The 26,866-nt window shown below is 60.6% G+C and carries 24 protein-coding genes; 3 read left to right on the forward strand and 21 right to left on the reverse strand.

The window, feature by feature from the left end:
* Positions 1-169 precede the first annotated feature (169 nt).
* On the reverse strand, positions 170-3,250 hold the full coding sequence (locus SOP97_RS13295) for an efflux RND transporter permease subunit (RefSeq protein ID WP_322949482.1): 3,081 nt from the start codon (positions 3,248-3,250) through the stop codon (positions 170-172).
* A 5-nt stretch (positions 3,251-3,255) separates the two neighbouring features.
* Positions 3,256-4,359, reverse strand: coding sequence for an efflux RND transporter periplasmic adaptor subunit (locus SOP97_RS13300; protein WP_322949484.1), 1,104 nt, complete (start codon positions 4,357-4,359; stop codon positions 3,256-3,258).
* Between the two features lie 90 nt (positions 4,360-4,449).
* On the opposite strand from SOP97_RS13300, the gene SOP97_RS13305 reads away from it, so the two are divergent.
* Entirely contained in the window at positions 4,450-5,088 is a 639-nt protein-coding gene (locus SOP97_RS13305) for a TetR/AcrR family transcriptional regulator (RefSeq protein ID WP_322949485.1), read from the forward strand.
* Between the two features lie 24 nt (positions 5,089-5,112).
* Here SOP97_RS13305 and SOP97_RS13310 read toward each other — a convergent pair whose 3' ends face one another.
* On the reverse strand, positions 5,113-5,901 hold the full coding sequence (locus tag SOP97_RS13310; RefSeq protein WP_322949486.1) for a class I SAM-dependent methyltransferase: 789 nt from the start codon (positions 5,899-5,901) through the stop codon (positions 5,113-5,115).
* Between the two features lie 106 nt (positions 5,902-6,007).
* Here SOP97_RS13310 and SOP97_RS13315 point away from each other — a divergent pair, with 106 nt between their 5' ends.
* A complete protein-coding gene (locus SOP97_RS13315) occupies positions 6,008-6,760 on the forward strand; it encodes a hypothetical protein (RefSeq protein WP_322949488.1) in 753 nt (250 codons plus the stop codon).
* 28 nt (positions 6,761-6,788) lie between these two features.
* On the opposite strand, the gene SOP97_RS13320 is transcribed toward SOP97_RS13315, so the two are convergent.
* The 5 genes from SOP97_RS13320 to ppc all read right to left on the reverse strand — a co-directional run bounded on the left by SOP97_RS13320 (position 6,789) and on the right by ppc (position 12,541).
* Entirely contained in the window at positions 6,789-7,649 is an 861-nt protein-coding gene (locus tag SOP97_RS13320) for a DUF72 domain-containing protein (RefSeq protein ID WP_322949490.1), read from the reverse strand.
* Between the two features lies 1 nt (position 7,650).
* Positions 7,651-7,992: a hypothetical protein gene (locus SOP97_RS13325; protein ID WP_322949492.1), complete on the reverse strand. Its 342-nt coding sequence runs from the start codon at positions 7,990-7,992 to the stop codon at positions 7,651-7,653.
* 143 nt (positions 7,993-8,135) lie between these two features.
* Entirely contained in the window at positions 8,136-8,816 is a 681-nt protein-coding gene (gene tsaB, locus SOP97_RS13330; RefSeq protein ID WP_322949494.1) for a tRNA (adenosine(37)-N6)-threonylcarbamoyltransferase complex dimerization subunit type 1 TsaB, read from the reverse strand.
* A gap of 195 nt (positions 8,817-9,011) precedes the next feature.
* The gene (gene adk / locus SOP97_RS13335; RefSeq protein ID WP_274086893.1) at positions 9,012-9,659 is read right to left on the reverse strand and encodes an adenylate kinase; all 648 of its coding nucleotides are present in this window, start codon (positions 9,657-9,659) and stop codon (positions 9,012-9,014) included.
* Between the two features lie 245 nt (positions 9,660-9,904).
* Positions 9,905-12,541 (reverse strand): phosphoenolpyruvate carboxylase, encoded by a 2,637-nt coding sequence (gene ppc / locus SOP97_RS13340; RefSeq protein WP_322949496.1) that lies wholly within the window; start codon positions 12,539-12,541, stop codon positions 9,905-9,907.
* Between the two features lie 156 nt (positions 12,542-12,697).
* Here ppc and SOP97_RS13345 point away from each other — a divergent pair, with 156 nt between their 5' ends.
* Positions 12,698-13,039: a pilin assembly protein gene (locus SOP97_RS13345; RefSeq protein ID WP_322949498.1), complete on the forward strand. Its 342-nt coding sequence runs from the start codon at positions 12,698-12,700 to the stop codon at positions 13,037-13,039.
* 3 nt (positions 13,040-13,042) lie between these two features.
* Here the strand turns inward: SOP97_RS13345 and SOP97_RS13350 are convergent, their stop codons facing one another.
* The 13 genes from SOP97_RS13350 to SOP97_RS13410 all read right to left on the reverse strand — a co-directional run bounded on the left by SOP97_RS13350 (position 13,043) and on the right by SOP97_RS13410 (position 26,865).
* Positions 13,043-13,348 (reverse strand): hypothetical protein, encoded by a 306-nt coding sequence (locus SOP97_RS13350; protein ID WP_274086896.1) that lies wholly within the window; start codon positions 13,346-13,348, stop codon positions 13,043-13,045.
* 93 nt (positions 13,349-13,441) lie between these two features.
* Entirely contained in the window at positions 13,442-14,188 is a 747-nt protein-coding gene (locus tag SOP97_RS13355; protein WP_322949502.1) for a TIGR00266 family protein, read from the reverse strand.
* A 204-nt stretch (positions 14,189-14,392) separates the two neighbouring features.
* A complete protein-coding gene (locus SOP97_RS13360; RefSeq protein WP_322949504.1) occupies positions 14,393-15,688 on the reverse strand; it encodes a flavohemoglobin expression-modulating QEGLA motif protein in 1,296 nt (431 codons plus the stop codon).
* A gap of 92 nt (positions 15,689-15,780) precedes the next feature.
* Positions 15,781-16,332 carry a hypothetical protein gene (locus SOP97_RS13365; RefSeq protein WP_274086899.1) on the reverse strand — a complete coding sequence of 184 codons (552 nt, stop codon included), beginning with the start codon at positions 16,330-16,332 and terminating at the stop codon, positions 15,781-15,783.
* 30 nt (positions 16,333-16,362) lie between these two features.
* The gene (locus tag SOP97_RS13370; protein WP_322949506.1) at positions 16,363-17,076 is read right to left on the reverse strand and encodes a TetR/AcrR family transcriptional regulator; all 714 of its coding nucleotides are present in this window, start codon (positions 17,074-17,076) and stop codon (positions 16,363-16,365) included.
* 112 nt (positions 17,077-17,188) lie between these two features.
* The gene (gene lysS / locus SOP97_RS13375; RefSeq protein WP_322949508.1) at positions 17,189-18,706 is read right to left on the reverse strand and encodes a lysine--tRNA ligase; all 1,518 of its coding nucleotides are present in this window, start codon (positions 18,704-18,706) and stop codon (positions 17,189-17,191) included.
* A 102-nt stretch (positions 18,707-18,808) separates the two neighbouring features.
* Positions 18,809-19,904 (reverse strand): peptide chain release factor 2 gene (gene prfB / locus SOP97_RS13380; protein WP_322949510.1). Its coding sequence is split into 2 segments (ribosomal slippage): positions 18,809-19,831 and positions 19,833-19,904, totalling 1,095 coding nucleotides; the frame shifts between segments, so codons are not numbered across the junction.
* 211 nt (positions 19,905-20,115) lie between these two features.
* Positions 20,116-21,138 carry a diguanylate cyclase domain-containing protein gene (locus SOP97_RS13385; RefSeq protein WP_322949512.1) on the reverse strand — a complete coding sequence of 341 codons (1,023 nt, stop codon included), beginning with the start codon at positions 21,136-21,138 and terminating at the stop codon, positions 20,116-20,118.
* A 77-nt stretch (positions 21,139-21,215) separates the two neighbouring features.
* Entirely contained in the window at positions 21,216-22,220 is a 1,005-nt protein-coding gene (gene cheB / locus SOP97_RS13390; protein ID WP_322949513.1) for a chemotaxis response regulator protein-glutamate methylesterase, read from the reverse strand.
* On the reverse strand, positions 22,217-24,469 hold the full coding sequence (locus tag SOP97_RS13395; protein WP_322949515.1) for a hybrid sensor histidine kinase/response regulator: 2,253 nt from the start codon (positions 24,467-24,469) through the stop codon (positions 22,217-22,219). Before SOP97_RS13395 ends, cheB begins: the two co-directional genes overlap by 4 nt.
* Complete coding sequence (locus tag SOP97_RS13400; protein ID WP_322949517.1) at positions 24,466-25,134, reverse strand: chemotaxis protein CheW; 669 nt, start codon at positions 25,132-25,134, stop codon at positions 24,466-24,468. Before SOP97_RS13400 ends, SOP97_RS13395 begins: the two co-directional genes overlap by 4 nt.
* Positions 25,124-26,365 carry a protein-glutamate O-methyltransferase CheR gene (locus tag SOP97_RS13405; RefSeq protein ID WP_322949519.1) on the reverse strand — a complete coding sequence of 414 codons (1,242 nt, stop codon included), beginning with the start codon at positions 26,363-26,365 and terminating at the stop codon, positions 25,124-25,126. The genes SOP97_RS13400 and SOP97_RS13405 overlap by 11 nt, the downstream gene beginning before the upstream one ends.
* A complete protein-coding gene (locus tag SOP97_RS13410; protein WP_322949521.1) occupies positions 26,362-26,865 on the reverse strand; it encodes a chemotaxis protein CheW in 504 nt (167 codons plus the stop codon). Before SOP97_RS13410 ends, SOP97_RS13405 begins: the two co-directional genes overlap by 4 nt.
* Between the last annotated feature and the right edge of the window lies 1 nt (position 26,866).

Below are 26,866 nucleotides of genomic sequence, written 5' to 3' on the forward strand. Positions count from 1 at the left end.
AGCGGTGACGGGATAAAAGACTGTAATCGCTACAGAAAATGCATGGCTCTGGCGAGCAACAGTTGCATATTTTTAACAGCCACCGAGCAGCATCGCCTCCAGGGTTCAGTTCAGCAGGCATAAAAAAACCAGGCACTGAGGCCTGGCTTTTTTATGCTCAAACGCCGGCTCAGCCTGGCTGACGCTCCACTTCCTTGACCCGGAACCAGGCGGCATACAGCGCCGGCAGGAACAACAAGGTCAGCGCCGTCGCAACGATCAGGCCACCCATGATGGCCACGGCCATCGGCCCGAAGAACACGCTGCGCGACAGCGGAATCATCGCCAGCACCGCCGCCAGGGCAGTCAGCACGATGGGTCGGAAGCGCCGCACGGTGGCTTCGATAATCGCGTGCCAGCGGTCCATGCCGGCGGCGATGTCTTGCTCGATCTGGTCGACCAGAATCACCGAGTTACGCATGATCATCCCCGACAGGGCGATGGTGCCGAGCATGGCGACGAAGCCGAACGGCTGACGGAAGATCAGCAGGAACAGGGTCACGCCAATCAGCCCCAACGGCGCGGTGAGGAACACCATGGCCGAACGCGAGAAGCTCTTCAGCTGCAACATCAGCAGGGTCACCACCACCACGATAAACAGCGGTACGCCAGCGTTGACCGACTTCTGCCCACGGCTGGAGTCTTCCACCGTGCCGCCCACATCCAGCCCGTAGCCGTCGGGCAATTGCGCGCGCACCGGTTCGAGGGTTGGCAGGATCTGCTTAACCAGGCTGGCTGGCTGTTCCTTGCCATACACATCGGCCCTTACGGTGACCGTCGGCAGGCGATTGCGGTGCCAGATGATGCCCTCTTCAAAGCCATATTCCAGGGTGGCGACCTGCGACAGTGGCACGCTGCGGCCATTGTCGGTCGGCACGGCCAGGCTCGGCAGCAGGCTCAGCTCCTGGCGCTCGCTCGGAGTGCCACGCAGGAGGATTTCGATCAGCTCATTACCTTCACGGTATTGGCTGACGGGCGAGCCGGTGAGCGAGCTTTGCAGGAAGCGCGACAGGTCGGCTGTGCTCACTCCAAGGGCGCGGGCACGCTCTTGGTCGATATTCAGGCGCACCACCTTGCTCGGCTCTTCCCAATCCAGGTGCACGTTGGCCACATGCGGGTTCTCGCGCACTTTATCGGCCACCTGACGGGCCAGCTGACGCACCTCATCAATATGCTCGCCGGATACCCGGAACTGCACTGGATAGCCCACGGGCGGGCCGTTTTCCAGGCGCGAGATACGCGTGCGCAGAGTCGGGAACTGCTCGTGCAGCACATCAATCAGCCAGCTACGAATGGCCTCACGGTCTTCGATGCTTTTCGCCAACACGACGAACTGGGCAAAGCTGGCCGCAGGCAGTTGTTGATCCAGCGGCAGGTAGAAACGCGGTGAGCCAGTGCCGACATAGGCCACGTAGTTATCGATACCTTCACGCCCTTTGAGCAGCGCCTCAAAACGCTTGGCCTGCTCTTCGGTCGCCGCCAGGGACGCACCTTCGCTGAGTTTGAGGTCAACCATCAACTCCAGACGACCGGACGCTGGGAAGAACTGCTGCGGGACAAAACGGAACAGCAGGATTGAGCCAACGAACAGCGCAATAGTCAGCATGATCACCGTTTTACGCCGACGTACGCACCATTCCACCGCCGAACGTACGCGTTGGTAGAACGGCGTGCCGTAAGGGTCGTGCCCCTCTGCGCTGCCGCCGTGCTTGGCGGCGTGCAGCTTGGCCAGATCGGGCAACAACTTGGCACCCAGGTACGGCACGAACACCACGGCGGCGACCCACGACACCAACAGGGCAATGGTCACCACTTGGAAGATCGAGCGGGTGTACTCGCCAGTGCCGGACTGCGCGGTGGCAATCGGCAGGAAGCCCGCGGCGGTGATCAGTGTGCCGGTGAGCATTGGGAAGGCGGTGCTGGTCCAGGCAAAACTGGCCGCTTTGATGCGATCAAAGCCCTGCTCCATTTTGATCGCCATCATCTCCACTGCAATGATCGCGTCATCCACCATCAGGCCCAGCGCCAGCACCAGCGCGCCGAGGGAGATTTTGTGCAGGCCAATGCCGAGGTAGTACATGACCGCAAAGGTCATCGCCAGCACCAGCGGAATCGACAGCGCCACCACCAGGCCGGTGCGCAGGCCGAGGGAAAAGAAACTCACCAGCAGCACGATGATCACCGCTTCGGTGAGAACCCGGACAAACTCGCCCACCCCGGTTTTTACCGCCGCCGGCTGGTCCGACACCTTGCTCAGTTGCATGCCGGCAGGCAGGGTTTCCTGCAGACGGGCGAACTCACCCTCCAGCGCTTCACCGAGAACCAGAATGTCGCCGCCGGTTTTCATCGAGACGGCCAGACCAATGGCATCCTCACCCATAAAGCGCATACGCGGCGCGGGGGGATCATTGAAGCCGCGCTTGACCTCGGCGACATCGGAGATGCGGAAGGTGCGATCCGCCACGCGGATCGGGAAGTTACGGATTTCATCAACCGACTCGAAACGCCCGGTCACGCGCAGCTGCACGCGGTCGGTGCTGGTTTCAAAGAAGCCAGCCGTCGCCACGGCGTTCTGCTCTTCCAGCGCCTGCTGCACGACGGCCAGTGGCAAGCCGAGGGTCGCCAGCTTGGTGTTGGACAGCTCGATCCACACCTTCTCATCCTGCAGACCGAGCAGGTCGACCTTGCCGACATCCTTAACCCGCTGCAATTGCAGCTGGATGCGGTCGGCATAGTCCTTGAGCACGGCGTAGTCGAAGCCTTCACCGGTCAGCGCATAGATATTGCCGAAGGTGGTGCCGAATTCGTCGTTGTAGAACGGCCCTTGAATGCCCTGCGGCAAGGTGTGGCGGATATCACCGACCTTCTTGCGCACCTGATAGAACAGGTCGGGAATATCCACCGAGTGCATGGAGTCACGGGCCACGAAAGTCACCTGGGACTCGCCGGGACGCGAGAACGAGATGATCTTGTCGTACTCGCCAGTCTCCATCAGCTTCTTTTCAATGCGCTCGGTGACCTGTTGGGCCACCTCTTCGGCGCTCGCCCCCGGCCAGTTGGTGCGCACCACCATGGCCTTGAAGGTAAAGGGCGGGTCCTCACTCTGACCGAGCTTGGTATAGGACAGCGCGCCGACCACAGCCAACAGCAGCATGAGATACAGCACAATCTGGCGGTTACGCAGCGCCCAGGCGGACAGGTTGAAATCCATCGGGATTACTCCTTGGCCGTCAGTTGAACAATACGGTTATCACGGTCAACCGGGCGCACCTGCTGGCCTTCACGCAGCACTTGGCCACCGGCCGCCACGACCCAGTCGCTGGCCTGCAACCCGTCAAGGATCGGCACAGTTTTCTCACCATAAGCGCCGATGCGCACACTCGTGCGTTTGAGGGTAGAGTTCTTGGGGTCGACCACCCAGACGTAGGGCTGGCCTTTCTCGGCGGTCAGCGCCGACAGCGGCACAGCCAACGGCACTTCACCGTTATGGGCGATAAACACGCGGGCGCTTTGGCCTAACTCGGCCGGCACCTTGCCCTCGGTAAAGGCCACACGGGCGGCGAAGGTGCGCGATTGCGGGTCAGCCGAGGGCGACATTTCACGGATACGCCCAGGGAAGCGTTGGTCGGGCTGCGACCATAATTCGACCGCCACCACCTGGCCGACCTTAAAGCGCTCGAAGGCTTGCTCCGGCAGATTGATCAATACTTCACGCTCACCATCAGCCGCCAGGGTAAGCACCGTTTGCCCGGCGGCCACCACCTGCCCGACCTCAACCATACGCCGCGCGATCACTCCATTTAGAGGCGCGCGCAGCACGGCATAGCCGGCCTGGTTGTTGGCCACATTGAACTCGGCACGCACCTGCTTCAACCGTGCTTCGCCGGCGCGGTAGGTGTTTTCTGCGTTGTCATACTGCGAGCGGCTAACCAAATTGCGCGCCAACAGGGTTTTGTAACGATCACGCTCGGCCCGCACCAGCTGCAGATTGGCCTCGGCCGCCGCCAACTGAGCCCGGCTCGCCTCCAGCTGCAGGCGCACATCCTGTGGGTCCAGCTCGGCCAGCGCCTGGTCCTTCTTGACCTGCGCGCCGACATCGACCAACCGCTTGCTCACCTTGCCGCCGATGCGAAAGGCCAGCTCAGGCTCCAGACGCGCACGCACTTCACCGGGGTAGGCATCCATCAGCTCACCGGCCAACTGTGGCTGCACCACCATGGCCGGGCGGATGGCGACCGCTGCAGGTTCACCATTGCCGCAGGCAGCAAGCAACACAATAAGAATGGCAGGCACAGCAACAGACAGGGCATGACGAAACATGATGACTAACCTTTCAGAGGCTTTTGAATATTTATACTGGCGGGTATAGTAAAAATAGCAAACTCACTAGTCCAGTATTAAAACCGACCTATGCCGAACAAAATGTTGCCCTACAGCGGCCCTGGCCGACCGAAAGATTTGGCCAAACGCAAAGCCATTCTGGAAGCGGCGAAGACCCTCTTTCTCAGCAATGGCTATGACGGCAGCAGCATGGATGCGATTGCCGCCGAAGCCGGAGTTTCCAAGCTCACGGTGTACAGCCACTTCACCGATAAGGAGAAGTTGTTTGCCGAGGCGGTGAAGTCCAAATGTGAAGAGCAACTGCCAACGCTACTGTTCGAACTCAGCGATGACGTGCCCGTAGAGCAGCTACTGCTGAGCATCGCACGTGGTTTTAGTGAGTTGATCAACAGCCGTGAGTCGCTGGAGCTGCACCGGGTCATGGTGAACCGCGCCGCGCAGAACCCAAAGCTCTCAAAGATGTTTTATGAGGCCGGCCCCCAGCGGGTGCTGCAGGGCATGGCAGAGCTGCTGCGCCAGGCCGACCAGAACGGCAAGCTGCGTGTGGCTGATCCGCTGAGCGCAGCCGATCAGTTCTTCTGCCTGATCAAGGGCGGCGCCAACTTCCGCCTGCTGATCGGCTGTGGCGAAGCCCTGCAAGGCGCCGAAGCCGAAACCTATGTGCGCGATGCGGTCGGGGTTTTCCTGCGCGCGTTCCGCGTCGAGTAGCGAAAAGCGCGCACGGCGACCCGCTTACTCGCTAGCCGCTTGCAGCTTCTTCTTCGGGTAGATGTCGTAGCGGCTGGATTTACCCTCTAGGGCATAACCCGGTTTGCCCCCCTCAATCAGCGGCGCCTTGCGCGGACGTTTGACCACCACCCGGTGACTGGCCAGGTTCAGCGCTGCTTCGAGCAACGCTGGCGCATCCAGGTCATCACCGACAAAGGGACGGAACAGGCGCATCTCCTTTTTCACCAGCGCGCTCTTGTCGCGGTGCGGGAACATCGGGTCGAGGTAGATCACCTGTGGCGGCTCGCCTTGCCAGGCATGCATCAGTTCGATGGCATTACCATTGAGCAGGCGCATCTGCGCCGCAATCGGCGCGACCTCGCGGTCCAGCGCCGCGCGCGCCAAGCCATCTTCCAGCAACGCGGCGATCAACGGCTGACGCTCGATCAAGGTCATCTCACAGCCCAAGCTGGCCAGCACAAAGGCATCACGCCCCAGGCCTGCTGTGGCATCCAGCACGCGCGGACGTACTCCGGCCTGCACACCGACCGCCTTGGCAATCATCTGCCCACTGCCACCCCCGAATAATCGCCGGTGCGCCACCGCGCCTTCGACAAAATCCACCTTGACCGGGCCTGGCGCCTGCGGCCCCAGCTCTACCAATTGCAAGCCGCCCTCGCCCAGTTGCAGGGCAAACTCGCTGTCACCCTCCAGCGGCAAGCCCAGGCGCTGCGCCCACTGTTCGGCCGCGGCCTGCAAATGGGGCGCCAGGGCCTGCATACGAATTCTGGCTATTAGCCGCTCATCACTCATCAGAAAATGTGCTCAAAAATCACTCAATTGACCGCCGCAGCGGCCGACAACCTGCCTAAGCGGCATTTTGCCAGACCCGGCAGCATCCAGCCGCACCGAGTTCGCCATGTTCGATGTGATTTCTGCCCCACGCAGCGCCGCACCGTCGGCCGCCAACACCAGCTCGATCAGCGAAACGCTGGAGGATGGCAAGCGCGCCTCGCTGAATTACCAGATTCTGCGGCGCACCCTGCTGCCGGACGAAGTGGCCGATGAACTACCGCCGAGCTCGCCCGAGCCACCGAGCGTAACGGTCCAAGCCAGTGATTTTCAGGCATTGGCCAGCCAGCGCGAGCTGGAATTGAACGTCAGCATCAATGCCGAGCCACAGCGGACCGACCCCTTGGCCCTGGACCTGGCCGGCAATGGCTTTAGCACCAGCGGCCTAAGCCGCACAGTCAGCTTCGACCTGGATGCCGATGGCCAGCTTGAACAAATCAGCGTGCCTACAGGTGATGACGCGCTGCTGGCACTCGACCGCAATGGCAATGGCCGCATTGACGATGGCAGCGAGCTGTTCGGCGACCAGAACGGCGCTGCTAACGGCTTTGCCGAACTGCGCAAATACGATGACAACGGCGACGGCCGCATCGACGCCCAAGATGCGATCTTCGAACGCCTGAGCCTGCTGCGTTTTAATAGTCAGGGCCGACAATCCAGCCAATCGCTCAGCCAAGCAGGCGTCAGCGCCATCGACCTGCAAGCGCGCGACGTGAAGATCGCCCTCGGCGCCTACGATGAAATCGCCCAGCTCGGGCGTTTCGAATTCGCTGACGGGCGCAGTGGCCAGGCCGCCGATCTGTTGTTGGCGCAACGTTAAGTACGCCAGTGATTGTTTTAGCGGCCTACTAGATCAGTCCCAATTGCTCGACCCGACCCTCGACCTGCACCTGTGGCAAGGCCGGCAAACAGGGCAGGCGCTGCCTCAACTGCTGATGAAAACGCTGCGCCAGCTGCGGGGCCAGGCGATTGTCCGAGGTGTGCAAGAAGACATAGGGCGTGCGGCCTTCGTTGATCCAGTCGGCCACCTTGTCCAGCCAAGGCGCCATAAACGGATCATTGGCCGACAATTCAGGATGACCAATAAAGCGCAGCTGGGGTGACTGGCTGAAGGCAGTGGGCCGCAGCGGCAAGCGCGGTTTCTTGGCTTGGGCATGCAGCACCGCCGGCGCGCTGGACACACAACTGAACAGCGCACGCGAATCCAAACACACACGCTCAATGCCACGTTCATGCAGCAGGCGATTAAGGCTGCGCTCCTCTTCACCTTTGGCAAAGAAGGCCGGGTGACGCACCTCAACAGCCAGCTCCCCACCCTGCCAGGGCCCGATAAAACCGACCAGTTCTGCCAAACGCTGTGGGCCAAAACTCGCCGGCAACTGCAGCCAGAATGGCGCCACCCGCTCACCCAATGGCGCCAGCAAGCGGCGGAAACCCTCGGCGGCACTCAGCTGTTCGCGTAAATCGCCAGCATGGCTGATCTCACGCGGCAACTTGGCGCAAAAGCGCAGGTGCGCCGGCATCCGTTCAGCCCAGCGAGCCACTGTTTCGACAGAAGGTGATGCATAAAAGGTGGTGTTGCCTTCAACCGCATTGAATACCTGGGCATACAAGGGCAAGAAGTCAGCGCTGCGACTGCCATCCGGGTACAACGAACCGCGCCAGGCGGGTTCGTTCCAGGACGGGCAACCGAGGTAGTAAGGCAGCATATTAAGCGTAGAGGTCGAGCCCCATAACCTGCTCGGCATCCGCCTCGCTGGCGAAACTGGCGGTTGCGTTGTAGCTGGCCAGAGCCTGGGCCGCGCGATTGTTCAGTGGGGGCTGATATAGCTGGTCTTGCAGGCGAGCAGGAAGGTTATTGCTGCTGGAGTTGCTCGCTTCAACCTTACGCGCCTGGGCAACTTGTTCAAAACCCTGGGTGCTCGACGGTGATGCTGGCTGCTCACGACGCGCCTCGATTTCGCGCTGCGCTTCGCGAAACGGCGTAACCGCAGAGCCCGGGCGGGAACTGCGGTCTGGCGAATAAGAGGAGGTAAAACCGTCGATACGCATTAATTACTGCTCAGACTGCCTAGCTAGCGATGGATACGAGTGAAGGCAATTTAGCCCTCCACGTGGGCGTTTGGCAATTAGCCGCGGTGAATGTACATAGGCAAGTGACGGCAGGTGCAGCAACGCCCTCACTTTATGGCCGCTCAGACCGGCGCCTTAGGCGTGGCCACCTTATCGCGCAGGTAAACCGGCTGCGCCAGGTCGGCGATAACCGCTTCACCACGCGTCCAAGCAAAGTGCGCCAGGCTAAGCAGGTCGGCGGCATGCGGCAGCATGCTGGCGTCCTGCCCGCTGACTGCCACCGGAATACGCGCAGCAAAAGTACCCCAGCCCGTGCCGGCGGCAAACCAGTCACCCGAAACATCAGCGGGTAGGCAGGCACGCTCTGGCGGCAATACCGCCTCAACGCCGAGCAAGCGCATCTCGCCCTGTTCCGCGCGATAACAGCCCCAGTAAACCTCATCCATACGTGCATCGATGGCCGCAGCGACCTGCTGTGCGCCATGCTCACGCAGGCTGCGCTGGGCCAGCACGGCCAGATTGGACACTGGCAATACCGGGCGATCCAGTGCGAAGGCCAACCCCTGCACCACCCCAACGGCAATCCGCACGCCGGTAAACGCACCCGGGCCGCGGCCAAAGGCAATCGCATCCAGCGCCGACAGTGACACGCCAGCATCAGCCAGTAGCTGCTTGATCATCGGCAGCAAGCATTGGGCATGCATGCGCGGAATCACTTCATAGTGGCTGAGCACCTCACCGTTATGCAGTAAAGCAACGGAGCAGGCTTCGGTGGCAGTATCCAGGGCCAGCAGAGTGGTCATCGTGATTCAGGCAGGTCAACAAATGGGCGGGCATTAAAACGGTTTAGCGTATTTTTTGCCAGCACCTCGACCTGCCAGGCGACAGACTGGTCCTCGCCCATCCAGCCCTGCGCCCGCCATAGACGCCCACTGGTTTGATCGCCACAAACGAAAACACCCCGCAAAAGCGGGGCGTTGTCTGATTACGGCACGTACTTAGCTGAGTGCAGCGAGTACCTTCGCGGTGATCTCGTCAACCGAACCAACGCCAGCAATCGCGCTGTATTTCGGGGTGCCGTCAACGGCGGCCAGCTTCTGGTAGAAATCTACCAACGGCTTAGTCTGCGAGTGATAGATCGACAAGCGATGACGCACGGTTTCTTCCTTGTCGTCTTCGCGCTGGATCAACTCGTCACCGGTTTCGTCGTCAATACCGGCGACTTTCGGTGGATTGTGCTCAGTGTGGTAAACGCGACCCGATGCGGGGTGCACGCGACGACCGGCAATACGGCCGACGATTTCTTCATCATCGACAGCAATTTCGAGGACGTTGTCGATAACCACGCCTGCTTCCTTCAAGGCTTCAGCCTGGGGAATGGTGCGCGGGAAGCCATCAAAAAGGAAACCATTGGCACAGTCGGCTTGAGCAATGCGCTCTTTGACCAGGTTGATGATCAGGTCATCAGACACCAAGCCACCGCTGTCCATTACGCTCTTGGCAACCAGACCTAGTTCAGTGCCGGCCTTGACCGCAGCACGCAGCATGTCACCGGTGGAAATTTGCGGAATACCAAATTTCTTGGTGATGAAACCCGCTTGGGTGCCTTTACCAGCACCGGGCGCACCCAGCAAAATTACGCGCATCGATGTGCTCCTCAAAATTTAAGTAGAAATCGGTCGGACTCGCCTCATGGGGCCAATCTCAGAATGGTTCAGGCGCGCTGCCAACAAGGGCCAGAGTGCCAAAAGGCCGCTCAAGATACACAGCGCACCGGTAGCGCACAAGCCGCCGAAAGTCGGATACGCCTGCGACCGCCTCAGCCAGATAACGCTGCCGGCGGTGCGCCAGAGGCACGCCGCCGAACCCTCAATTGGTCCCACTGAATGCACTAGCCGGTGTTACGCAAACCCGCTGCGATACCCGCCACGCTGACCAATAATGCCTGCTCCAGAGGGCTATCAGCCTGATTATCACGCTGCCGCGCGCGGGCCAATAGCTCGGCTTGGAGCAGATGCAGCGGGTCCAGATAGGTATTACGCACGCTGATCGACTCCAGGGTTTCCGGGCTGTGCGCCAAGAGCTGGGACTGCCCCGTAAGCCCCAGTACGGCGGCCACCGCCTGCGACAATAGGCCGCGTAAATGTGTGCCCAAAGGTTGCAAGGCGGCCTCGACTAAACGCTCGTCATACAACTGGGCGATAGATTCGTCAGCTTTGGCCAGCACCATCTCCAGCATATCGATACGGGTGCGGAAGAATGGCCAGCCCGCACGCATCTGCCCCAGCAACTCACCTTCACCGCGCTGTAACGCATTGTCCAGAGCAGCCTCCCAACCCAACCAGGCAGGCAACATCAGGCGCGTCTGGGTCCAGGCGAAAATCCACGGAATCGCCCGCAGACTCTCCACCCCGCCCTCGCGCCGCTTGGCCGGACGGCTGCCCAAGGGCAAACGACCGAGCTCCTGCTCCGGCGTGGCCTGACGAAAGTAATCGACGAATTGCGGGTGCTCGCGCACCACTGCGCGGTACGCACTGACGCCATCGCTGGCCAGCTTGTCCATCAGCTCGCGCCAGGCTGGCTCCGGGCTCGGTGGTGGTAGCAAGGTGGCCTCTAGCACCGCTGCCAGGTAGAGGTTGAGGTTCTGCTCAGCGATATCCGGCAAGCCAAATTTGAAACGAATCATTTCCCCCTGCTCGGTGGTGCGGAAACGGCCCGCCACCGACCCCGGTGGTTGCGACAGAATTGCCGCATGGGCCGGGCCGCCGCCGCGCCCCACCGTGCCGCCGCGACCATGGAATAACAGCAACTCGACGTCCTGCTCGCGGCACACCTGCACCAGGGTTTCCTGAGCACGGTACTGCGCCCAGGCCGCGGCGGTAGTCCCTGCATCCTTGGCCGAATCGGAATAACCAATCATCACTTCCTGCGGCCCGTGCAAACGCGCGCGGTAGCCCTGCAAGGCCAGCAGACGGCTGATCACCGGACCGGCGTTATCCAAATCGGCCAGGGTTTCAAACAGTGGCACCACGCGCATCGGCCGCTGCAACCCAGCCTCTTTAAGCAGCAGTTGCACCGCCAGCACATCAGAGGCCGCGCCAGCCATGGAGATCACGTAGGACCCCAGAGAAGCCGCAGGCGCGCGGGCCACTTCGCGGCAGGTGGCCAGCACCTCTGCGGTTTCGCCACTCGGTTTGAAGTGCCCCGGCAACAGCGGCCGACGGTTATCCAGCTCTTGTTGCAGAAATTCTAGGCGCGCCTGTTCATCCCACTCGGCATATCGCCCCAAGCCCAGGTAATCAGTGATTTCAGTCAGGGCGGCAGCGTGGCGACTGGCGTCCTGACGCACGTCCAAACGCCCTAAAAACAAGCCAAAGGTGGCTGCGCGGCGCAGGCAGTCGAGCAGCGGACCATCGGCAATCACGCCCATGCCGCAGTCATGCAGAGACTGGTAACAGCACTGTAAAGGCTCGAACAGCTCACGGTTGCTATGCAGCACGGCACTGGGTGCCGGTAAATCTTCATGCAAGGCCGCCTGCGCCCAACTGCGAGTAGCCCGCAGACGCTCGCGCAGCTGCTTGAGCAGGCTGCGATAGGGCTCGGCACTCTCCCCCACCTGCGCCAACAAGGCCGGGCTGGCCTGCTGCATGGACAGCTCAGCGGCCAGTTGGTCGATATCACGCAGGTACAGATCGGCGGCCATCCAGCGCGACAACAGCAAAACCTCACGGGTCACGCTGGCGGTGACATTGGGGTTGCCATCGCGATCGCCGCCCATCCAGGAGGCGAAGCGAATAGGCGCTGCATCCAACGCCAAGTGCAACCCAGTCGCACCATGCAGCACCTGATCCGCCTTGCGCAGCACATTGGGGATGGCATGCCAGAGCGAGTGCTCAATCACCGCGAAGCCCCACTTGGCCTCATCCACCGGACTTGGCCGGCTGCGGCGGATTTCCTCAGTGTGCCAGGCCTCGGCAATCAGCCGCTGCAGACGTTGCTTGACCTGCTCGCGTTCAGCCGCCGAGAGGTCGCTATGGTCACCGGCCGCCAGCTGTTCGGCCATGGCGTCGTATTTCTGAATCAGCGTACGGCGCGCCACTTCGGTGGGGTGCGCGGTCAGTACCAGCTCGATATCCAACCGACCAAACTGGCGCGCCAGGGCCTCGCCCTTATGGCCATGACTGGCCAGGCGCTGCAGCAGCTCGGCGAGAATATTGTCTTCAAAGGGCTGCGTTTCACCCGGCGCACGGCGGCGCACGCGGTGGTACTGCTCGGCAATATTGGCCAGGTTAAGAAACTGGTTAAACGCCCGCGCCACCGGCAGCAACTCGTCATCCGCCAGCTGATTCAGGGTTGCACTGAGTTGCTCCGCACCGTCCTTCGAGCCTCGACGAGAGGCTTTAGCGCCCTTGCGGATACGTTCAATTTTGTCGAGAAAAGCCGCCCCATGCTGCACCCGGATGGTGTCACCCAGCAGTTCGCCGAGCTGGTGGACGTCTTCGCGCAAACGCGCATCGATTTCTGCCATGACTATTGCCTCCGCTGATCCTCCTTGCAGAGTGCCCAGCGCGCCAACTTCTTACAAGTGCGCGACGCCCTGAGCGCACTTATCAGCGCACGCACTAGTCTTGATAGGGCAAGCCTGGGCAACACACGCCGGGCGCCGAACGGACACGAGGCCATCATGAAGATTCGTGAGCTGGTGCAGCACTGGCAGGAAAACGCCCAGGGTCGCCTGAGCGCCACCCCCTATCAAATCCATCTCGACCTGGAAGCCGCTGCGCGCCTGGCGGCGCTGCAAGAGATGTACCCCAAACACCACGTAGAAGAGCTGCTCGGGGAACTGCTCGGCGCAGCGCTGGACGAACTGGAGGCCAGCCTGCCCTACGTCAAGGGCAGCAAGGTGGTGGCCACCGACGAGCAGGGCGACCCGCTGTATGAAGACATCGGCCTGACGCCGCGCTTCCTCGCCCTGTCACGCCGCCATCTGCAGCGCCTTAGCGAACAGAAAAACCCTGCGGGTTAGGCGTTACTGGCCGTCAGTGCAACGCACCGCCTGCTTGCGCTGATCAACCAGCACACCGCTCAGGCCTTTCTGCTCCAGGTCAAACATCACCAGCACGCCGTCGATGCACTGGGCGACCTGGCTGGCAGGCTTGAGCGAGACTTTATAGTCCTCACCCGGCACGGTCTTGAGCATGGTGAACTCAGACAGCAGCAGCGCATCTTCCGGCTTGGCAACGTGCAAATAACCGTAAAACCCAAGTACGGCCACGGTGGCGCAGATGCTGCCGATAGCGGTAAGGATCAGCGGGATGGGATTGACTTCACTCATAACAGGCTCTCGGATTAACAATTAGGCGGGCAATGCATCAGGCGGCGCAGCTTGCAACAAAGCCAACCGCCTGCAAAGCCCCAGATTGCCGCATTACTTGCCGCCCGCCCGGACTTCCTCACGGGCCTTAAAGGTCGCTTCATAAATGCGCTCGGCTAACCGCGAGAACGGCAGGCTCTGTACCCACACCGTCCCCGTGCCCTTGAGCGTGGCCAAGAGAATGCCTTCGCCGCCAAACAGCATGCTTTTTAGCCCGCCGGCCAGGGCGATGTCGTAATCGATACCGGCGGTAAAAGCCACCAGGCAACCGGTATCCAGGCGTAACGTCTCGTTGTTCAGCTGCTTGCGGATCACCGTGCCGCCGGCGTGGACAAAGGCCAAGCCGTCACCTTCAAGCTTCTGCAGAATAAACCCCTCACCGCCGAAGAAGCCGGCCCCCAGGCGTTTGTTAAAGCTGATGCCAACCGCCGTACCGTAGGCCGCACAGAGAAAGGCATCCTTCTGGCAGATCAGCGTGCCGCCATGCTCCGCCAGCTGGATCGGCACCACGGTGCCTGGATACGGCGCGGCAAACGCCACCCGCGCCGGGGTTTTGCCGGCATTGGAGAAGTGCGTCATAAACAGCGACTCGCCCGTCAGCATGCGCTTGCCCATGCCCCACAATTTGCCCAGCACCCCGCTGGTTGAACCATCGCCCATACGGGTTTCAAAGCGCACGCCGTCGGTCATGTAATTCATCACACCGGCTTCGGCGATCACCGTTTCACCGGGATCAAGAATGATCTCCACACTCTGCGCGGAGGCACCGAGGATTTCGTAGTCGAGTTGGTGGCTGGGCATGTGTAGCTCCTGGCAATTAGGCAACGACTCGGTGAAGGGTCCCAGAGTTTCATCCGGGCTAAAAAACGACCTTATTTACTGGGATGAAAGCAGCGCGAGCGAAGAGCAGGGCCGCACCCGTTCCCTACAGGTAGCGGCATTTCCCACATCCATGTGGGTCACAAGGCCTGCAACGCCGCATGATGTGCGAGCTCGCAGCAGCTTTCAGAGGATATTGGCGTAGTCGGCTTCGATCCGATCGAGACTCAGGTGATTGAGGAAGTTGGAGAAGCACATCCAGGCCGACAGCGAGTTGAGGTCGCTGAACTGCGGCGGCAGGTATTTGGGCGCGACCACCAGCCCTTCATCCACCAACTGACGCAACGAGCGCATATCCTCCAGCGTGGTTTTGCCGCAAAACAGCAGCGGAATCTGCTCCAATTTGCCTTTACGCACGGCCAACTGGATGTAGTTGTAAACCATGATAAAGCCCTTCAGGTAGGACAGGTCCTTGGTGAACGGCAGCCCTGTTGGCGTTGAGCCACGAAACACCCGACTGGCATTGCTATAGCTCTCCTCCTGGCTGAAACCCTGTTCGCGGTAAAAGTCGAAAACCTGCAGAAAGTCCGCGCCCTCTTCCGCCATATGAATGGCGCGGGTGCGGTTGGTCAGTTTGCGCAAACGGGTGGGGTAAGAGGCGAAGGCAATCACCTCCATGAGAATCGCCAGGCCTTCCTGAGTCACCGTCGAGGACGGCGGGCCTTTCGCCAAAAAGGTGCACACCGGCTGGCTCAGGCCATTCAGGGTGGTCGCCACATGCACCAGGCCTTCGTGCACTTCCAGGGCTTTAACGTCGCGCTCGTTGAACATCGCGTCGGCGCGGATCTTGATGTAGTCCGCACCCGCTGCGGCGTCAGCAAGAATGCCGTCGGACTCGAAGACCCGAATGGTATCTTCGGCCTCGCCAAACACCTTGTTGAGGCGCTGTTGCAGCAAGTTGACAGCCTCTTTGGCGGTCAGCGTCTTGGCCTCATCTTTAAGGTCGCCGCGCTTGTCGATGTTGTTGAGAAAGTCGGAAAACATCAGACCAAGATCGGCCAGGGTTGGATCACCAGCATGAAAGGCGTCCGAGGCGGCGCCGTAGAGCTCCTGGCTGATCAGGCCAAAATCTTCGGTACCGCGCGCTTCCAGCATGCGGATAACCATGCGGTACTCGCGGCACATGCGCCGCATGATCTTGCCCACCGGATTGAACTGACCGAGCTGGCGGGTGATGTCGCGCTCGATATTCTGAAACTCCAGTTTCTTCGCGGCAGCATCAAAGGGCAGCGGCCGACTTGCGTAATAAGCACGGTCGACGACGGGCAGCTTTTTACCCTGGTGCTTGAGAAATTCACTGCGAATCGAGTCGTCCCATTTCACCGCGTCCAGTACTCGAATTGGCGTTTGCGCCTCGACCAAACGGTCGGACAGTGCGCGCACAATCAACTGATAATCGTCCAACCCGGTATGACTGTTCATGCGCTCCCTATTACCCACTAATGTCACTTCAACCATATGATGCCGAGCACTGCCAGCCTCTGTGGCAGCGACCGATTACTCATGGCGCGACGCTAATCACCTGCACGCTGATAGCGCGCGACTTCGATAAATACATCCGAATTAGCCTGATCATCAAGGTAGCCGAATACCTGCTCCAACGGGCTGCTGATGAGCACACCGTCGCTTTCAGCGGCCTCCACTACCTCGCCCTGCAACACGCCCTGCTCCACTTCCTGAAGAATGCGGTCCACATCGAGGTTGTAGATCACCAGTTCGTTATCGCTGGTCAGCTCAAAACCGGCGATGGCGAAATTCGCCCCCATACTTTTCGGCAGCCCTGCCGACAGGTACCAACGCCGCCCGTGATGAGCCACGGTAAAGCCATACTCCTCAGCGCTTTCAAGGTTATCCAGGCTGTCGACATAGGTCCGCGCTTTGTAAACATTGGAGCCGGCACGGGTGATCTGCAAATACTGCAGCTCGCCCCACTCATTCTTGCGCGACCACTCGCCAAGCAACGGTATTGGGGCGGCCTCATGGGCAGGGATGGGGTCTTTAAAAGTCACCAGGCACCCACCCAGTAACAGGAAGGACACGGCAAGCAGCGCGCGCCAGACGATCATTGAACTCTCCTTGTGAACGGATTGGCCGGATTAGAGGCCCAACACCAAATGCATATAACGCTTAAGCAGGGCCAACATCTCTTCACTGTCTAGATGCTCGGCACCCTCGAGCAGGCCCTGATATTCCATGCGGACGATAATCGCCGTCAACAGCTTGGCATCCTGCTCCGCCTGCGCTGAGCCCAGCACCTCGAAGAAATGCGTCACGCCCTGAAGCAAAATCCGCCGGTGGGCGCGCATAAGCCCGTGCAAGCGCGGGTTGAGCAAGGCCTCCTGCTGAAAAGCCTGCTCGGCCAGCAGGTGTTCGCGGCGCGTGAGCAGTTGTTGACGCACATACTCCACAGCCAGGCGGGCGATTTCATTGGCCAGCCGCCGACGCGCCTCGGCACTGCCATCCAGGCGGCTAACCTGCTCACGCAACAAACCTTCGGTACTTTGCCAAAACCGCCCCATATGCGCGGCGCTGCGCTCGACAAACTGGGTAAAGGTATCGCTGATCAGGTCATTGATGTCTTTGAAGTAATAGGTGGTCGCGGACAGCGGCACCCCGGCCTCGGCGGCCACCGCCCGGTGGCGCACAGCACGCACGCCGTCACGCACGATAATGCGCATGGCGGCATCGAGAATGGCCTGGCGGCGCTGTTCACTGCCCTGTCGACTGGCTTTACGCCCTTGGTATTGGACGTTCTCAGCGACGGCGCTGGCCACCAGCGTGGCGCTTTCTTGGGCGGGGTTAGCAGTCACAACGGGCAATCCTCTGTCGGTGATTCAACGCGATGTTTAACTTAGTCAGCTAATCGCAAAGATAGTCCACTGGCAGACAATAAAAAGCCGCCCGTGGGCGGCTTTTTAAACATCAGGCTTGCGGGCGCATATGCGGGAAGAGGATCACGTCGCGAATCGACGGTGAGTTGGTCAACAACATCACCAGGCGGTCGATACCGATGCCTTCACCCGCGGTTGGTGGCATGCCGTATTCCAGAGCGCGGACGAAGTCGGCATCGTAATGCATCGCTTCATCGTCGCCGGCGTCCTTGTCCGCCACCTGCGCCATAAAGCGCTCGGCCTGGTCTTCGGCGTCGTTAAGCTCGGAGTAGGCATTGGCGATTTCACGGCCGCCGATAAACAGCTCGAAACGGTCGGTGACGCTCGGGTTGTCGTCGTTGCGACGGGCCAGCGGCGAGACTTCAAACGGGTACTGGGTAATAAAGTGCGGCTGCTCCAGCTTGTGCTCGACCAGTTCTTCGAAAATCATCACCTGCAGTTTGCCCAGGCCTTCAAAACCCAGCACCTTGGCGCCGGCTTTTTTAGCAATCTCACGGGCCTTGTCGATGTCGTTGAGGTCGTCGGCAGTCAGCTCGGGGTTGTACTTGAGGATCGAGTCGAACACCGACAGGCGCACAAACGGCTCACCGAAGTGGAACACCTTGTCGCCGTAGGGCACGTCGGTGCTGCCGAGGACCAGTTGCGCCAGTTCGCGGAACAACTCTTCAGTCAGGTCCATGTTGTCTTCGTAGTCGGCGTAAGCCTGGTAGAACTCCAACATGGTGAATTCAGGGTTGTGCCGGGTCGAGACGCCTTCGTTACGGAAGTTGCGGTTGATCTCGAAGACCTTCTCAAAGCCGCCCACCACCAGACGCTTGAGGTACAGCTCAGGCGCGATACGCAGGAACATTTCCATGTCCAGCGCATTGTGGTGCGTCTCAAACGGCTTGGCCGCGGCGCCGCCAGGGATGGTCTGCAGCATCGGCGTTTCCACTTCGAGGAAGTCGCGCTGCATCAGGAAGCTGCGGATGTGCGCGATGACTTGCGAACGCACGCGGAAAGTCTGGCGCACGTCTTCGTTGACGATCAGGTCAACATAGCGCTGGCGATAGCGCTGTTCGGTGTCAGTCAGGCCGTGGTGTTTATCCGGCAGCGGGCGCAGTGACTTGGTCAGCAGGCGCACTTCCGTCATTTCCACATACAGGTCGCCCTTGCCGGAACGGGCCAGGGTGCCCACAGCCGCAATGATGTCGCCCATGTCCCAGGTTTTTACCGCGGCCAGGGTTTCTTCGGACAGGGTCTTACGGTTGACGTAGACCTGAATACGCCCGGTCATGTCCTGGAGCACCATAAAGGAGCCACGGTTGAGCATGATGCGCCCGGCAACCTTGACCGGAATGGCAGCCTCGGCCAGCTCTTCCTTGGTCTTCTCGGCGTACTGTTTCTGCAGGTCGGCGCAGTAGTTCTCGCGGCGGAAGTCATTCGGGAAGGCGTTGCCCTGCGCACGGATGGCAGCAAGCTTTTCTTTGCGCAAGGCAATCAGCTTGTTTTCTTCCTGTTGCTGGTCTTCGTGAGAAAGGCCTTGGGGGTCGAGTTGTTGGTCGCTCATGGTCGGTTGTCTGTCCTGTAAATCGTTGCTTGGGCACGGGCCCGGCGGGTGGTTGGGCGGCGCGTAACGCCACCCAACCGGCCTAAAACCATCTCTCGGCGGTTAGAGCCCTTGTTTCAGGCTCGCCACCAGGTATTCGTCGATATCGCCGTCGAGCACTTTATCGCAGTCGCTGCGCTCAACGTTGGTGCGCAGATCCTTGATCCGCGAAGCATCAAGCACATAGGAGCGAATCTGATGACCCCAGCCGATATCCGACTTGGTGTCTTCCAGCGCCTGGGAGGCTTCGCGGCGTTTCTGCATTTCTAGCTCGTAGAGCTTAGCCCGCAGCATTTTCATCGCCGTGTCACGGTTGGCGTGCTGGGAGCGCTCGTTCTGGCAGCTGACCACGGTGTTGGTCGGTACGTGGGTGATACGCACCGCTGAGTCAGTGGTGTTAACGTGCTGACCGCCCGCACCCGAGGAGCGGTAGGTGTCGGTGCGTAGATCCGCCGGGTTGATATCGATTTCAATGTTGTCATCGATTTCCGGCGAGACGAACACTGCGGTAAACGAAGTGTGGCGGCGGTTACCCGAGTCAAATGGACTCTTGCGTACTAAGCGGTGCACGCCAATCTCGGTGCGCAGCCAACCATAGGCGTACTCGCCCTTGATATGCAGGGTCGCACCTTTGATCCCGGCAACTTCGCCGGCAGACAATTCCATGATGATGGCTTCGAAACCGCGTTTGTCGGCCCAGCGCAGGTACATGCGCAGCAGCATATTGGCCCAGTCCTGAGCCTCAGTACCGCCGGAACCGGCCTGGATGTCCAAGTAGGCGTTGTTAGCGTCCATCTCGCCACTGAACATGCGGCGGAACTCAAGCTTTTCGAGGATATCGCGCAGGCGCTCAACCTCGGCCGCGACATCATCGGCGGCCGCTTGGTCGTCTTCTTCAGCGGCCATTTCCAGCAGGTCGCGCGAATCAGCCAAGCTGCTGTTCAGATCATCCAAGGTGTCGACGATCAATGCCAGCGAGGCACGCTCGCGGCCTAGATTCTGCGCGTACTCAGGGTTATTCCAGACATTAGGGTCTTCGAGCTCGCGGTTTACTTCGACCAGGCGATCATGTTTGTGATCGTAGTCAAAGATACCCCCGAATGGTTTGGGTGCGCTCGGACAAGTCTTTGATGCTGTTGAGGATCGGGTTAATTTCCATGGCGTTCAGCACTCGCAGGCGATTGAGGTGTACAGCGGCCTAGTGCGGCCCGACGAGCAAGCATCACGGCTGCTCAGCGGACGCGGCGACCTGACCGTGGCCCCGAAGTTTTAGAAAAGCCGGCGAGTATAGCGCAGTCAATAGCCGGCTTGCAGCCTGCGCGTAACACGGTGGGGAGGCTGGCCATCACGCCACCACTGCGCGTTATGGCTCAATCTCGCTCGGCTACGCCGACTTGATTACGCCCGTTCTGCTTGGCCAGGTACAAGCCACGGTCGGCCAACTCGACCAGATCGGTCGCAGCCATGCCCATCTGCGGGGTGAGCGTGGCAACGCCCAGGCTGATGCTGACAATCGAGTCTTGGCCGGGCTGTTCATGGGGAATCGCCAAGGCCTGCACGCAGAGCCGGACCTTCTCAGCCAGCAAGCGTGCGCCGCCACGCGAAGTACCCGGTAGGATCATGGCGAACTCTTCCCCGCCATAACGCGCAGCCAGGTCCGAGGAGCGGCTGCACATTTCACTCATGCAAGTCGCGACTTTACGCAAGGCTTCATCCCCTTCCACATGACCAAAGCGGTCATTAAAGGCTTTGAAATAGTCGACATCGATCATCAGCAGCGACACCTCGCTTTGCTCACGCAACCCACGTGACCACTCGCTGCTCAGGCAATCATCAAAATGCCGACGGTTGGCCAGGCCGGTCAAGCCGTCAGACCTCATCAAGCGCTGCAGCACCAGATTGGCCTCGAGTAATTGCTGCTGGCTTTCGCGCAGCGCACGGAAGGCCTCATCACGCTGCTGCAAGGCTAAGTAAGAGCGTGAGTGGTAACGAATGCGCGCCACCAATTCAATCACATCAGGCAGCTTGACCAGGTAATCATTGGCCCCGCGAGAAAATGCCAGGCTCTTGATCTTGGGGTCTTCCTTGGTCGACAGCACGATAATCGGTACATCCTGCAGCGCCCGGCGGCCACGGTATTGGGCCAGCAATTCGAGGCCATCGACCCCCGGCATGACCAGATCTTGCAAGATAACCGTCGGTTTTATCTGCTCCGCCAAACTGACGGCCAGCAAAGGATCCGAACAAAAATGGAATGCAATATTCGCCTCATTCGCTAACGCTCTACGTACAGCCTCACCAATCATCGCCTGATCATCAACCAGTAAGACCATCAATGGAGTCGATACCGGCGCGTCCTCCTGAGCACCGTTAAACTGAGTAAAATCCTGCATACCACATTCTCCGGGCTCGACGCCCTCTATCGTTATAGACCCTGCAACAGCCAACAACACTTAAGCGACACCGGCCGTTAATCAAACAGCGCCACAAGACGCCGACCAATCTCGGTCAGCGGTAATATTTCCGATGCAGCATCAAGCTGCGCAGCCGCTTTGGGCATGCCATACACCGCACAACTGGCCTGATCCTGTGCAATCGTCAGGAACCCGCGCTGGCGCATATTCAGCAGCCCCAGGGCACCATCGCGGCCCATACCAGTGAGCAATACACCGACGGAGTCGCCCTGCCAGTTGGCGACCACACTGTCAAAAAACACATCGATCGACGGCCGATAAATATGCGCACTGGGCTCGGCGCTGTAGGTCAACTCGCCATTACGCTGCAAGACCAGATGATCATTACTGCCCGCCAACAACACCGTCCCAGGCTGCGGCACGTCGCCTGCGCGGGCTAAACGGACCGGCAGCGGCGACTCACTGGCCAGCCATTGCGCCATACCGGCAGCGAAGGTCTCGTCCACGTGCTGCACCAGCACGATGGCAGCGGGAAACCCCGCGGGCAGTTGCTTGAGCAACTCAACCAAGGACGCCGGCCCACCGGCCGACGCACCAATAACCACCAAGCGCTGGCGGCAACTGCTGCTCTCACGCGGGGCTGACGGCGCGGCTTTACGGACATTTTTTTGCCCCAAGAGCAAGCCCAGGTTGTGGATCTTGCGCAGCAGCATGGCGGCATCCGGCAACGCGGCCTCACCCAACACGGGCGTGGCCACCACATCCAGCGCGCCATAGCCCATAGCCTCGAACACCCGGCTGACATGACGCTCGACATCTGAGGTGACGATCAAGATGGCGCAGGGCGTCTCGGCCATGATCTGCCGGGTGGCTTCAACGCCATCCATTTCAGGCATTAGCAAGTCCATCAACAGCAAGTCCGGGGTGTCGTCACGACAGCGCTGCACAGCCTCTGCACCACTGCCCGCCACCCAGGCCACCTGATGCTCCGGCGCCCGCGCCAGCGCGCGACGCAACGCCTCCACGGCCAGCGGCATATCGTTGACTATTCCGATTCTCATCCCTGTGCCTCACCTATCAATACCTGCACCGCATCCAGTAGCGCCTCATCATGAAAACTGGCTTTGGCCAGGTAGTAATCCGCGCCGGCATCCAACCCTCGGCGACGATCCTCCTCACGATCTTTATAAGACACCACCATCACTGGCAACGTGCGCAGGCGACTATCGCGACGCAGCAAGGTCACCAGCTCGATACCGTCCATGCGCGGCATGTCGATATCGGTAATCAACAAATCAAAGTGTTCGTCGCGCAGCGCATTCCAACCATCCATGCCGTCCACGGCAACCGCCACGTCGTAGCCTCGACTGAGCAACAGCTTGCGCTCAAGCTCGCGCACCGTCAGTGAGTCATCGATCACCAATACACGTTTGCGAGCGGCTTCCTGAACACCCTGGCTGCGCCGATCGACTCGCTCCAGATGACCACTGCCCAGGAGTTTGCCAATTGAGCTGAATAAGTCTTCAACGTCGAGAATCAGCACCGGCGTGCCGTCATCCAGCAAGGCACCCGCCGACACGTCGCGCACTTTGCCCAGCCGCGCGTCGAGCGGCATGACTACAAGGGTGCGCTCGCCAATAAAACGATCCACGGCAATGCCGTAAAGGTTGTCACGTTCACGGATCAGCACCAGCGCAATCCCCGCGTCCTCGCAGCGACCCTCCGGGCGTTGCAATAACTGGCTGGCCGCGATCAGGCTGACATGCCGATCGCCATGCCAGAAGTGCTGACGCCCTTCCAACTGCACGACATCCTCGACGCTCACCCGCAGCATGTGTTCGATATGCGCCAAGGGGAAGGCATAGGCTTCACCGGCAATTTCCACCACCAGACTGCGCACCACGGACAGCGCCAGCGGCACCTGCAGGATGAAGGTACTACCCTCACCACGGCGAGCCTCAAGGCGTACGCTGCCACGCAGTTGACGCAAGGCGTGCTGCACCGCGTCCAGCCCCACACCTCGGCCAGACATTTCACTGACCTGCTCACGCAGGCTGAACCCCGGCAAGAAGAGAAACGCCAGCAGCTCGTCCTCGCTAAGCCTGGCGGCGGTCTCGGCACTGGCAAATTTACGCGTGACGACCACCTCACGCAGGTGCTCCACATCGACGCCAGCGCCGTCATCACTAAGCTCCAGCACCAGCATGCCGGCACGGTGACGGGCCCGCAGCAGCAGTCGCCCTTCCTCGGCTTTACCCTTGCGTACGCGCAGCTCGGGGAGCTCGATGCCATGGTCAAGGGCGTTACGCAGCAAATGGGTTAAGGGAGCATCGAGTCGTTCAAGCACATCGCGATCAACTTGCGTGGCGTCCCCTTCAATGTCCAGGCGCACCTGTTTACCCAGCGAGCGCCCGAGGTCACGCACCATCCGCGCACGCCCGACCAGCACATCGGCCAACGGGCGCATGCGTGAGGACAGTGCAGCATCGTAGAGTGAGCGGCTGCGCAGGCCACCCTCCCAGGCAAACTCATCAAAGGCCTCGAAATGCGTCTGCAGTAATTGCTGACACTCGGCCAATTGCGCCCGGGACTCATCCAGCAACGCCTGCGCCTGCGGCTCTAGCGAACTGTTCAAGGTTAAATCGCGCAACCCGTCCAGGGCGCGCCGAACCGCTGTTTGCTGGCGTTTAAGCCGTTGCAAGGAGTCAGTCAGCGGTTGGATCCGCTGAAACTCGACCAAGGCTTTACCGGACATGTCCAACAAGTGATCAAGGCGCTCGGCCGAAACCCGTAAAACCCGCCCGCGCCCCTCATCAGGCAGCTCCTCTGCAGGTTCCTGCGCCGCCACCTGCGGAGCCAGGGTGGTTTGCGGCAAAACCGGCTCTGCTGCAGTGCCACGCCCCAGAGCCGGCACGGCCGTCGCCAGCTGACGCTCGAGCAAGGCCACCAGTTGCTCAATCCGTTCGGCCAAGGGGGCATCAGCCGCATCCTGTGCGCCGACCCGGCGCAATAAATCGGTGCCCTGCAACAGCCCATCAATCTGCTCAGGCAGTAACCGCAACAGCCCCTCCTGGGCAGCCACCAGCAAATCTTCCATGGCGTGAGCCACTTTAACGCCGTCATCCAAGCCAACGATTCGCGCCGCCCCCTTGAGCGAATGCGCTGCACGCATGCAGGCTTCCAGTTGCCCGGCATGATTAGGCTCACGCTCCAGTATCAGCAAACCGGCATCCAGCACCTGCGCTTGGGCATCCGCCTCCATGCGGTAGAGTTCCAGCAGCGAAGCATCCCTCATCTGACCGGGCGTCATGCGAAACTCCTGCTCATGGCCTGACGCAGCAACTCATCATCGAGCTGGGTAATACTGCGCCCCTGCCACTGAAACACCCCGCTGGAAAACTGACTGACCGCCAGCCCGCCATCGCGCACGGCCGGCTGCACCATATGTCGCGTAATCGCATGAATTCCTTCGACTTCGTCCACCGGCACCACCACGGGCCCGCCCTGCCCGGTCAGGATCAGCATGCGGGCAATAACGCGCTGACCAGAAGCCTGAGCAGTACCCGCGGGGATGCCCAATAGCTCAGCCAGCGACAGGCAGGCCACCAGCGTACCGCGCACATTGGCGACCCCCAGCAGGCTGCGTGAGCGCTGATGGGGTAATGAATGAACCGGCAACTGCGCCACCACTTCGACCAAACTACGCGTGGCGATCGCCAGCCATTCCTCGGCCACCCGGAACAACAGCAGCGAACAATGCTCGACGAGCGGCTCATCGACCACCAGTTCAACATCGTCTTGCATGGCAGCATAGCGCTCAAGCAGTTGGATAGCGGCGGCAGCGTGGACCTCACAATTGCGGCAGTGCACGTGCTCAACCAAGCGCTCACAGCTTTTATCGCCCCGAACCCCAATGCGGTTCCAGCAATCATCGATACGTGCGGCGCTCTGCGTCGGTATCAGGTTATCGCTCATCGCGCTTCACTCCAGAAGGGCTCGCTCGGTTGACCCGTTGTTGCAACCGCTTGGCACCGCCATGGTCACCGCGCGCCGCCAACAGCGCCGCCAAGTGCACCAGGCTCTCAACATGTTCGGGTTCAAGGTAAAGCGCTTTACGGTAGTAACCTTGGGCAACATCGCCCTGGCCGGCCATGTCATTGAGCAAGCCCATCCAGTAAAACGCATCGACGCTGGGGCCATGCTCAAGCAGATAACGCTCACAGCCCTGAAGGGCCTCGGCACTGTGACCGGCATCGGCCAGCGCTACAATTCGGGCCAACGCACTGGCCGCCTCATCGAGCGGCGCAGCAGGCACCACAGGCCGTTCAGCACGCACACGCGAAGCCGGTGAAGGCCGTACCGGGCGAACGGGGGCTGGCGCGATCCATTGCGCCGGCGCCTTGAATGCAGGTGCCGCAAGCGCACGCTGGAAAGCAAAGGTCAGCGGCGTTTTCAACGCCTGCATCCCGCGCTGGGTGAGCAAGCTGGCCTCCGCAGGGCCGACGAAGAAGGTGCCGCCGTCGTGCAATAAGCGCTGCAAGCCATCGAGCACTGCATGCTGCGTAGGGCGATCAAAATAAATCAGCAAGTTGCGGCAGAAGATAAAGTCAAAAGGCGCTTCGCCGCCCAGCACATGGCTATCCATCAAGTTGCCACAGCGCAGTTTGACCCTGTCGCGTACGCGCGCCTGCAACTGAAAACCGCTGGCCGTGGCGTCGAAATAACGCTCGCAAAAACTCAAATCCTGACCACGAAACGAGTTGCGACCATAGTGGCCCAGTCGCGCCAGCTCCAGTACCCGGGCACTGACATCCAGCGCTTCGACCTGAAAAGACGCGGGGGCGAAGCCGGCATCCAGCAGCGCCATGACAATCGAGTAAGGTTCCTCGCCACTGGAGCACGGCAGGCTGAGCAGGCGCAACGGACGACTGCCGCACAGTACCGCCTTGCGCTTGAGCGCCAGTTCAACCAATGCGACAAACGACTCTGGGTAGCGGAAAAACCAGGTTTCCGGCACGACCACAGCCTCAACCAGCGCCTGTTGCTCGGTCGTTGAGCCATTCACGTGCTGCCAATAATCGGCCTGCGCAGAAATACCCTGTGCCTGCATGCGCTGACGAATCGCACGCTCGATCACCAGCCGCCCAACCGACTCAGCCTCCAGGCCGATCAGCCGCTTCAGCAGGTGCTCCACCTGAGCAATCATGATGCCGCGCCGCCACTGGGAAACAGCAACGCACAGACATCGTCCGGCAGCAGCCCAGCAACCTCGATGCGCTGCACCAGCCCCTGCGCAGACGCCTGCACAGCGCCCAGATAGTGCGCCTCACCGGCGCTCAGGCCGGCGTCACGGAAAGCACTATCCGCCAGGCGTAGGGTATCGGTGGCCTTCTCCAGAATCAGCCCCAGCACACGATTGGCTGGACGGTAATGCACCAGCACCAACCGGGTACTGGCCAATGCAGCAGCAGGCCGCCCACAGGCACGTACCAGCAGATCGATCACTGGTACCAACGCGCCACGGTATTCAAAGCCACCCGCAACCCAGGCCGGCGCCTGCGGAAAAGCCTTCAGACGACGCAAGGGCAACACCTCAACCACCTCGTGCACATTGAGCGCATAGCGGTCCTGATCCAGGCTGAACAACAGATAAAGCTCGCCCGCCTCACGCGCAGAAGACGCCTGGCCAGCATTCGGGCTCGGCATA

Origin of the sequence: Pseudomonas spirodelae (assembly GCF_034653255.1) — a bacterium.
In the GTDB taxonomy this organism is placed as follows: Bacteria; Pseudomonadota; Gammaproteobacteria; order Pseudomonadales; family Pseudomonadaceae; genus Aquipseudomonas; species Aquipseudomonas spirodelae.

Bases quoted from the DNA above. Each gene is read 5' to 3' on its own strand.
- SOP97_RS13395 (WP_322949515.1), bottom strand. From the start codon at position 24,469: ATGACGCCCGGTCAGATGAGGGATGCTTCGCTGCTGGAACTCTACCGC.
- SOP97_RS13305 (WP_322949485.1), top strand. From the start codon at position 4,450: ATGCCGAACAAAATGTTGCCCTACAGCGGCCCTGGCCGACCGAAAGAT.
- lysS (WP_322949508.1), bottom strand. From the start codon at position 18,706: ATGAGCGACCAACAACTCGACCCCCAAGGCCTTTCTCACGAAGACCAG.
- SOP97_RS13345 (WP_322949498.1), top strand. From the start codon at position 12,698: ATGAAGATTCGTGAGCTGGTGCAGCACTGGCAGGAAAACGCCCAGGGT.
- SOP97_RS13310 (WP_322949486.1), bottom strand. From the start codon at position 5,901: ATGAGTGATGAGCGGCTAATAGCCAGAATTCGTATGCAGGCCCTGGCG.
- SOP97_RS13325 (WP_322949492.1), bottom strand. From the start codon at position 7,992: ATGCGTATCGACGGTTTTACCTCCTCTTATTCGCCAGACCGCAGTTCC.
- tsaB (WP_322949494.1), bottom strand. From the start codon at position 8,816: ATGACCACTCTGCTGGCCCTGGATACTGCCACCGAAGCCTGCTCCGTT.
- SOP97_RS13315 (WP_322949488.1), top strand. From the start codon at position 6,008: ATGTTCGATGTGATTTCTGCCCCACGCAGCGCCGCACCGTCGGCCGCC.
- adk (WP_274086893.1), bottom strand. From the start codon at position 9,659: ATGCGCGTAATTTTGCTGGGTGCGCCCGGTGCTGGTAAAGGCACCCAA.
- cheB (WP_322949513.1), bottom strand. From the start codon at position 22,220: ATGAGAATCGGAATAGTCAACGATATGCCGCTGGCCGTGGAGGCGTTG.
- SOP97_RS13410 (WP_322949521.1), bottom strand. From the start codon at position 26,865: ATGCCGAGCCCGAATGCTGGCCAGGCGTCTTCTGCGCGTGAGGCGGGC.
- SOP97_RS13360 (WP_322949504.1), bottom strand. From the start codon at position 15,688: ATGAACAGTCATACCGGGTTGGACGATTATCAGTTGATTGTGCGCGCA.
- SOP97_RS13320 (WP_322949490.1), bottom strand. From the start codon at position 7,649: ATGCTGCCTTACTACCTCGGTTGCCCGTCCTGGAACGAACCCGCCTGG.
- SOP97_RS13295 (WP_322949482.1), bottom strand. From the start codon at position 3,250: ATGGATTTCAACCTGTCCGCCTGGGCGCTGCGTAACCGCCAGATTGTG.
- SOP97_RS13300 (WP_322949484.1), bottom strand. From the start codon at position 4,359: ATGTTTCGTCATGCCCTGTCTGTTGCTGTGCCTGCCATTCTTATTGTG.
- SOP97_RS13350 (WP_274086896.1), bottom strand. From the start codon at position 13,348: ATGAGTGAAGTCAATCCCATCCCGCTGATCCTTACCGCTATCGGCAGC.
- SOP97_RS13385 (WP_322949512.1), bottom strand. From the start codon at position 21,138: ATGCAGGATTTTACTCAGTTTAACGGTGCTCAGGAGGACGCGCCGGTA.
- SOP97_RS13365 (WP_274086899.1), bottom strand. From the start codon at position 16,332: ATGATCGTCTGGCGCGCGCTGCTTGCCGTGTCCTTCCTGTTACTGGGT.
- SOP97_RS13400 (WP_322949517.1), bottom strand. From the start codon at position 25,134: ATGAGCGATAACCTGATACCGACGCAGAGCGCCGCACGTATCGATGAT.
- SOP97_RS13355 (WP_322949502.1), bottom strand. From the start codon at position 14,188: ATGCCCAGCCACCAACTCGACTACGAAATCCTCGGTGCCTCCGCGCAG.
- ppc (WP_322949496.1), bottom strand. From the start codon at position 12,541: ATGGCAGAAATCGATGCGCGTTTGCGCGAAGACGTCCACCAGCTCGGC.
- SOP97_RS13405 (WP_322949519.1), bottom strand. From the start codon at position 26,365: ATGATTGCTCAGGTGGAGCACCTGCTGAAGCGGCTGATCGGCCTGGAG.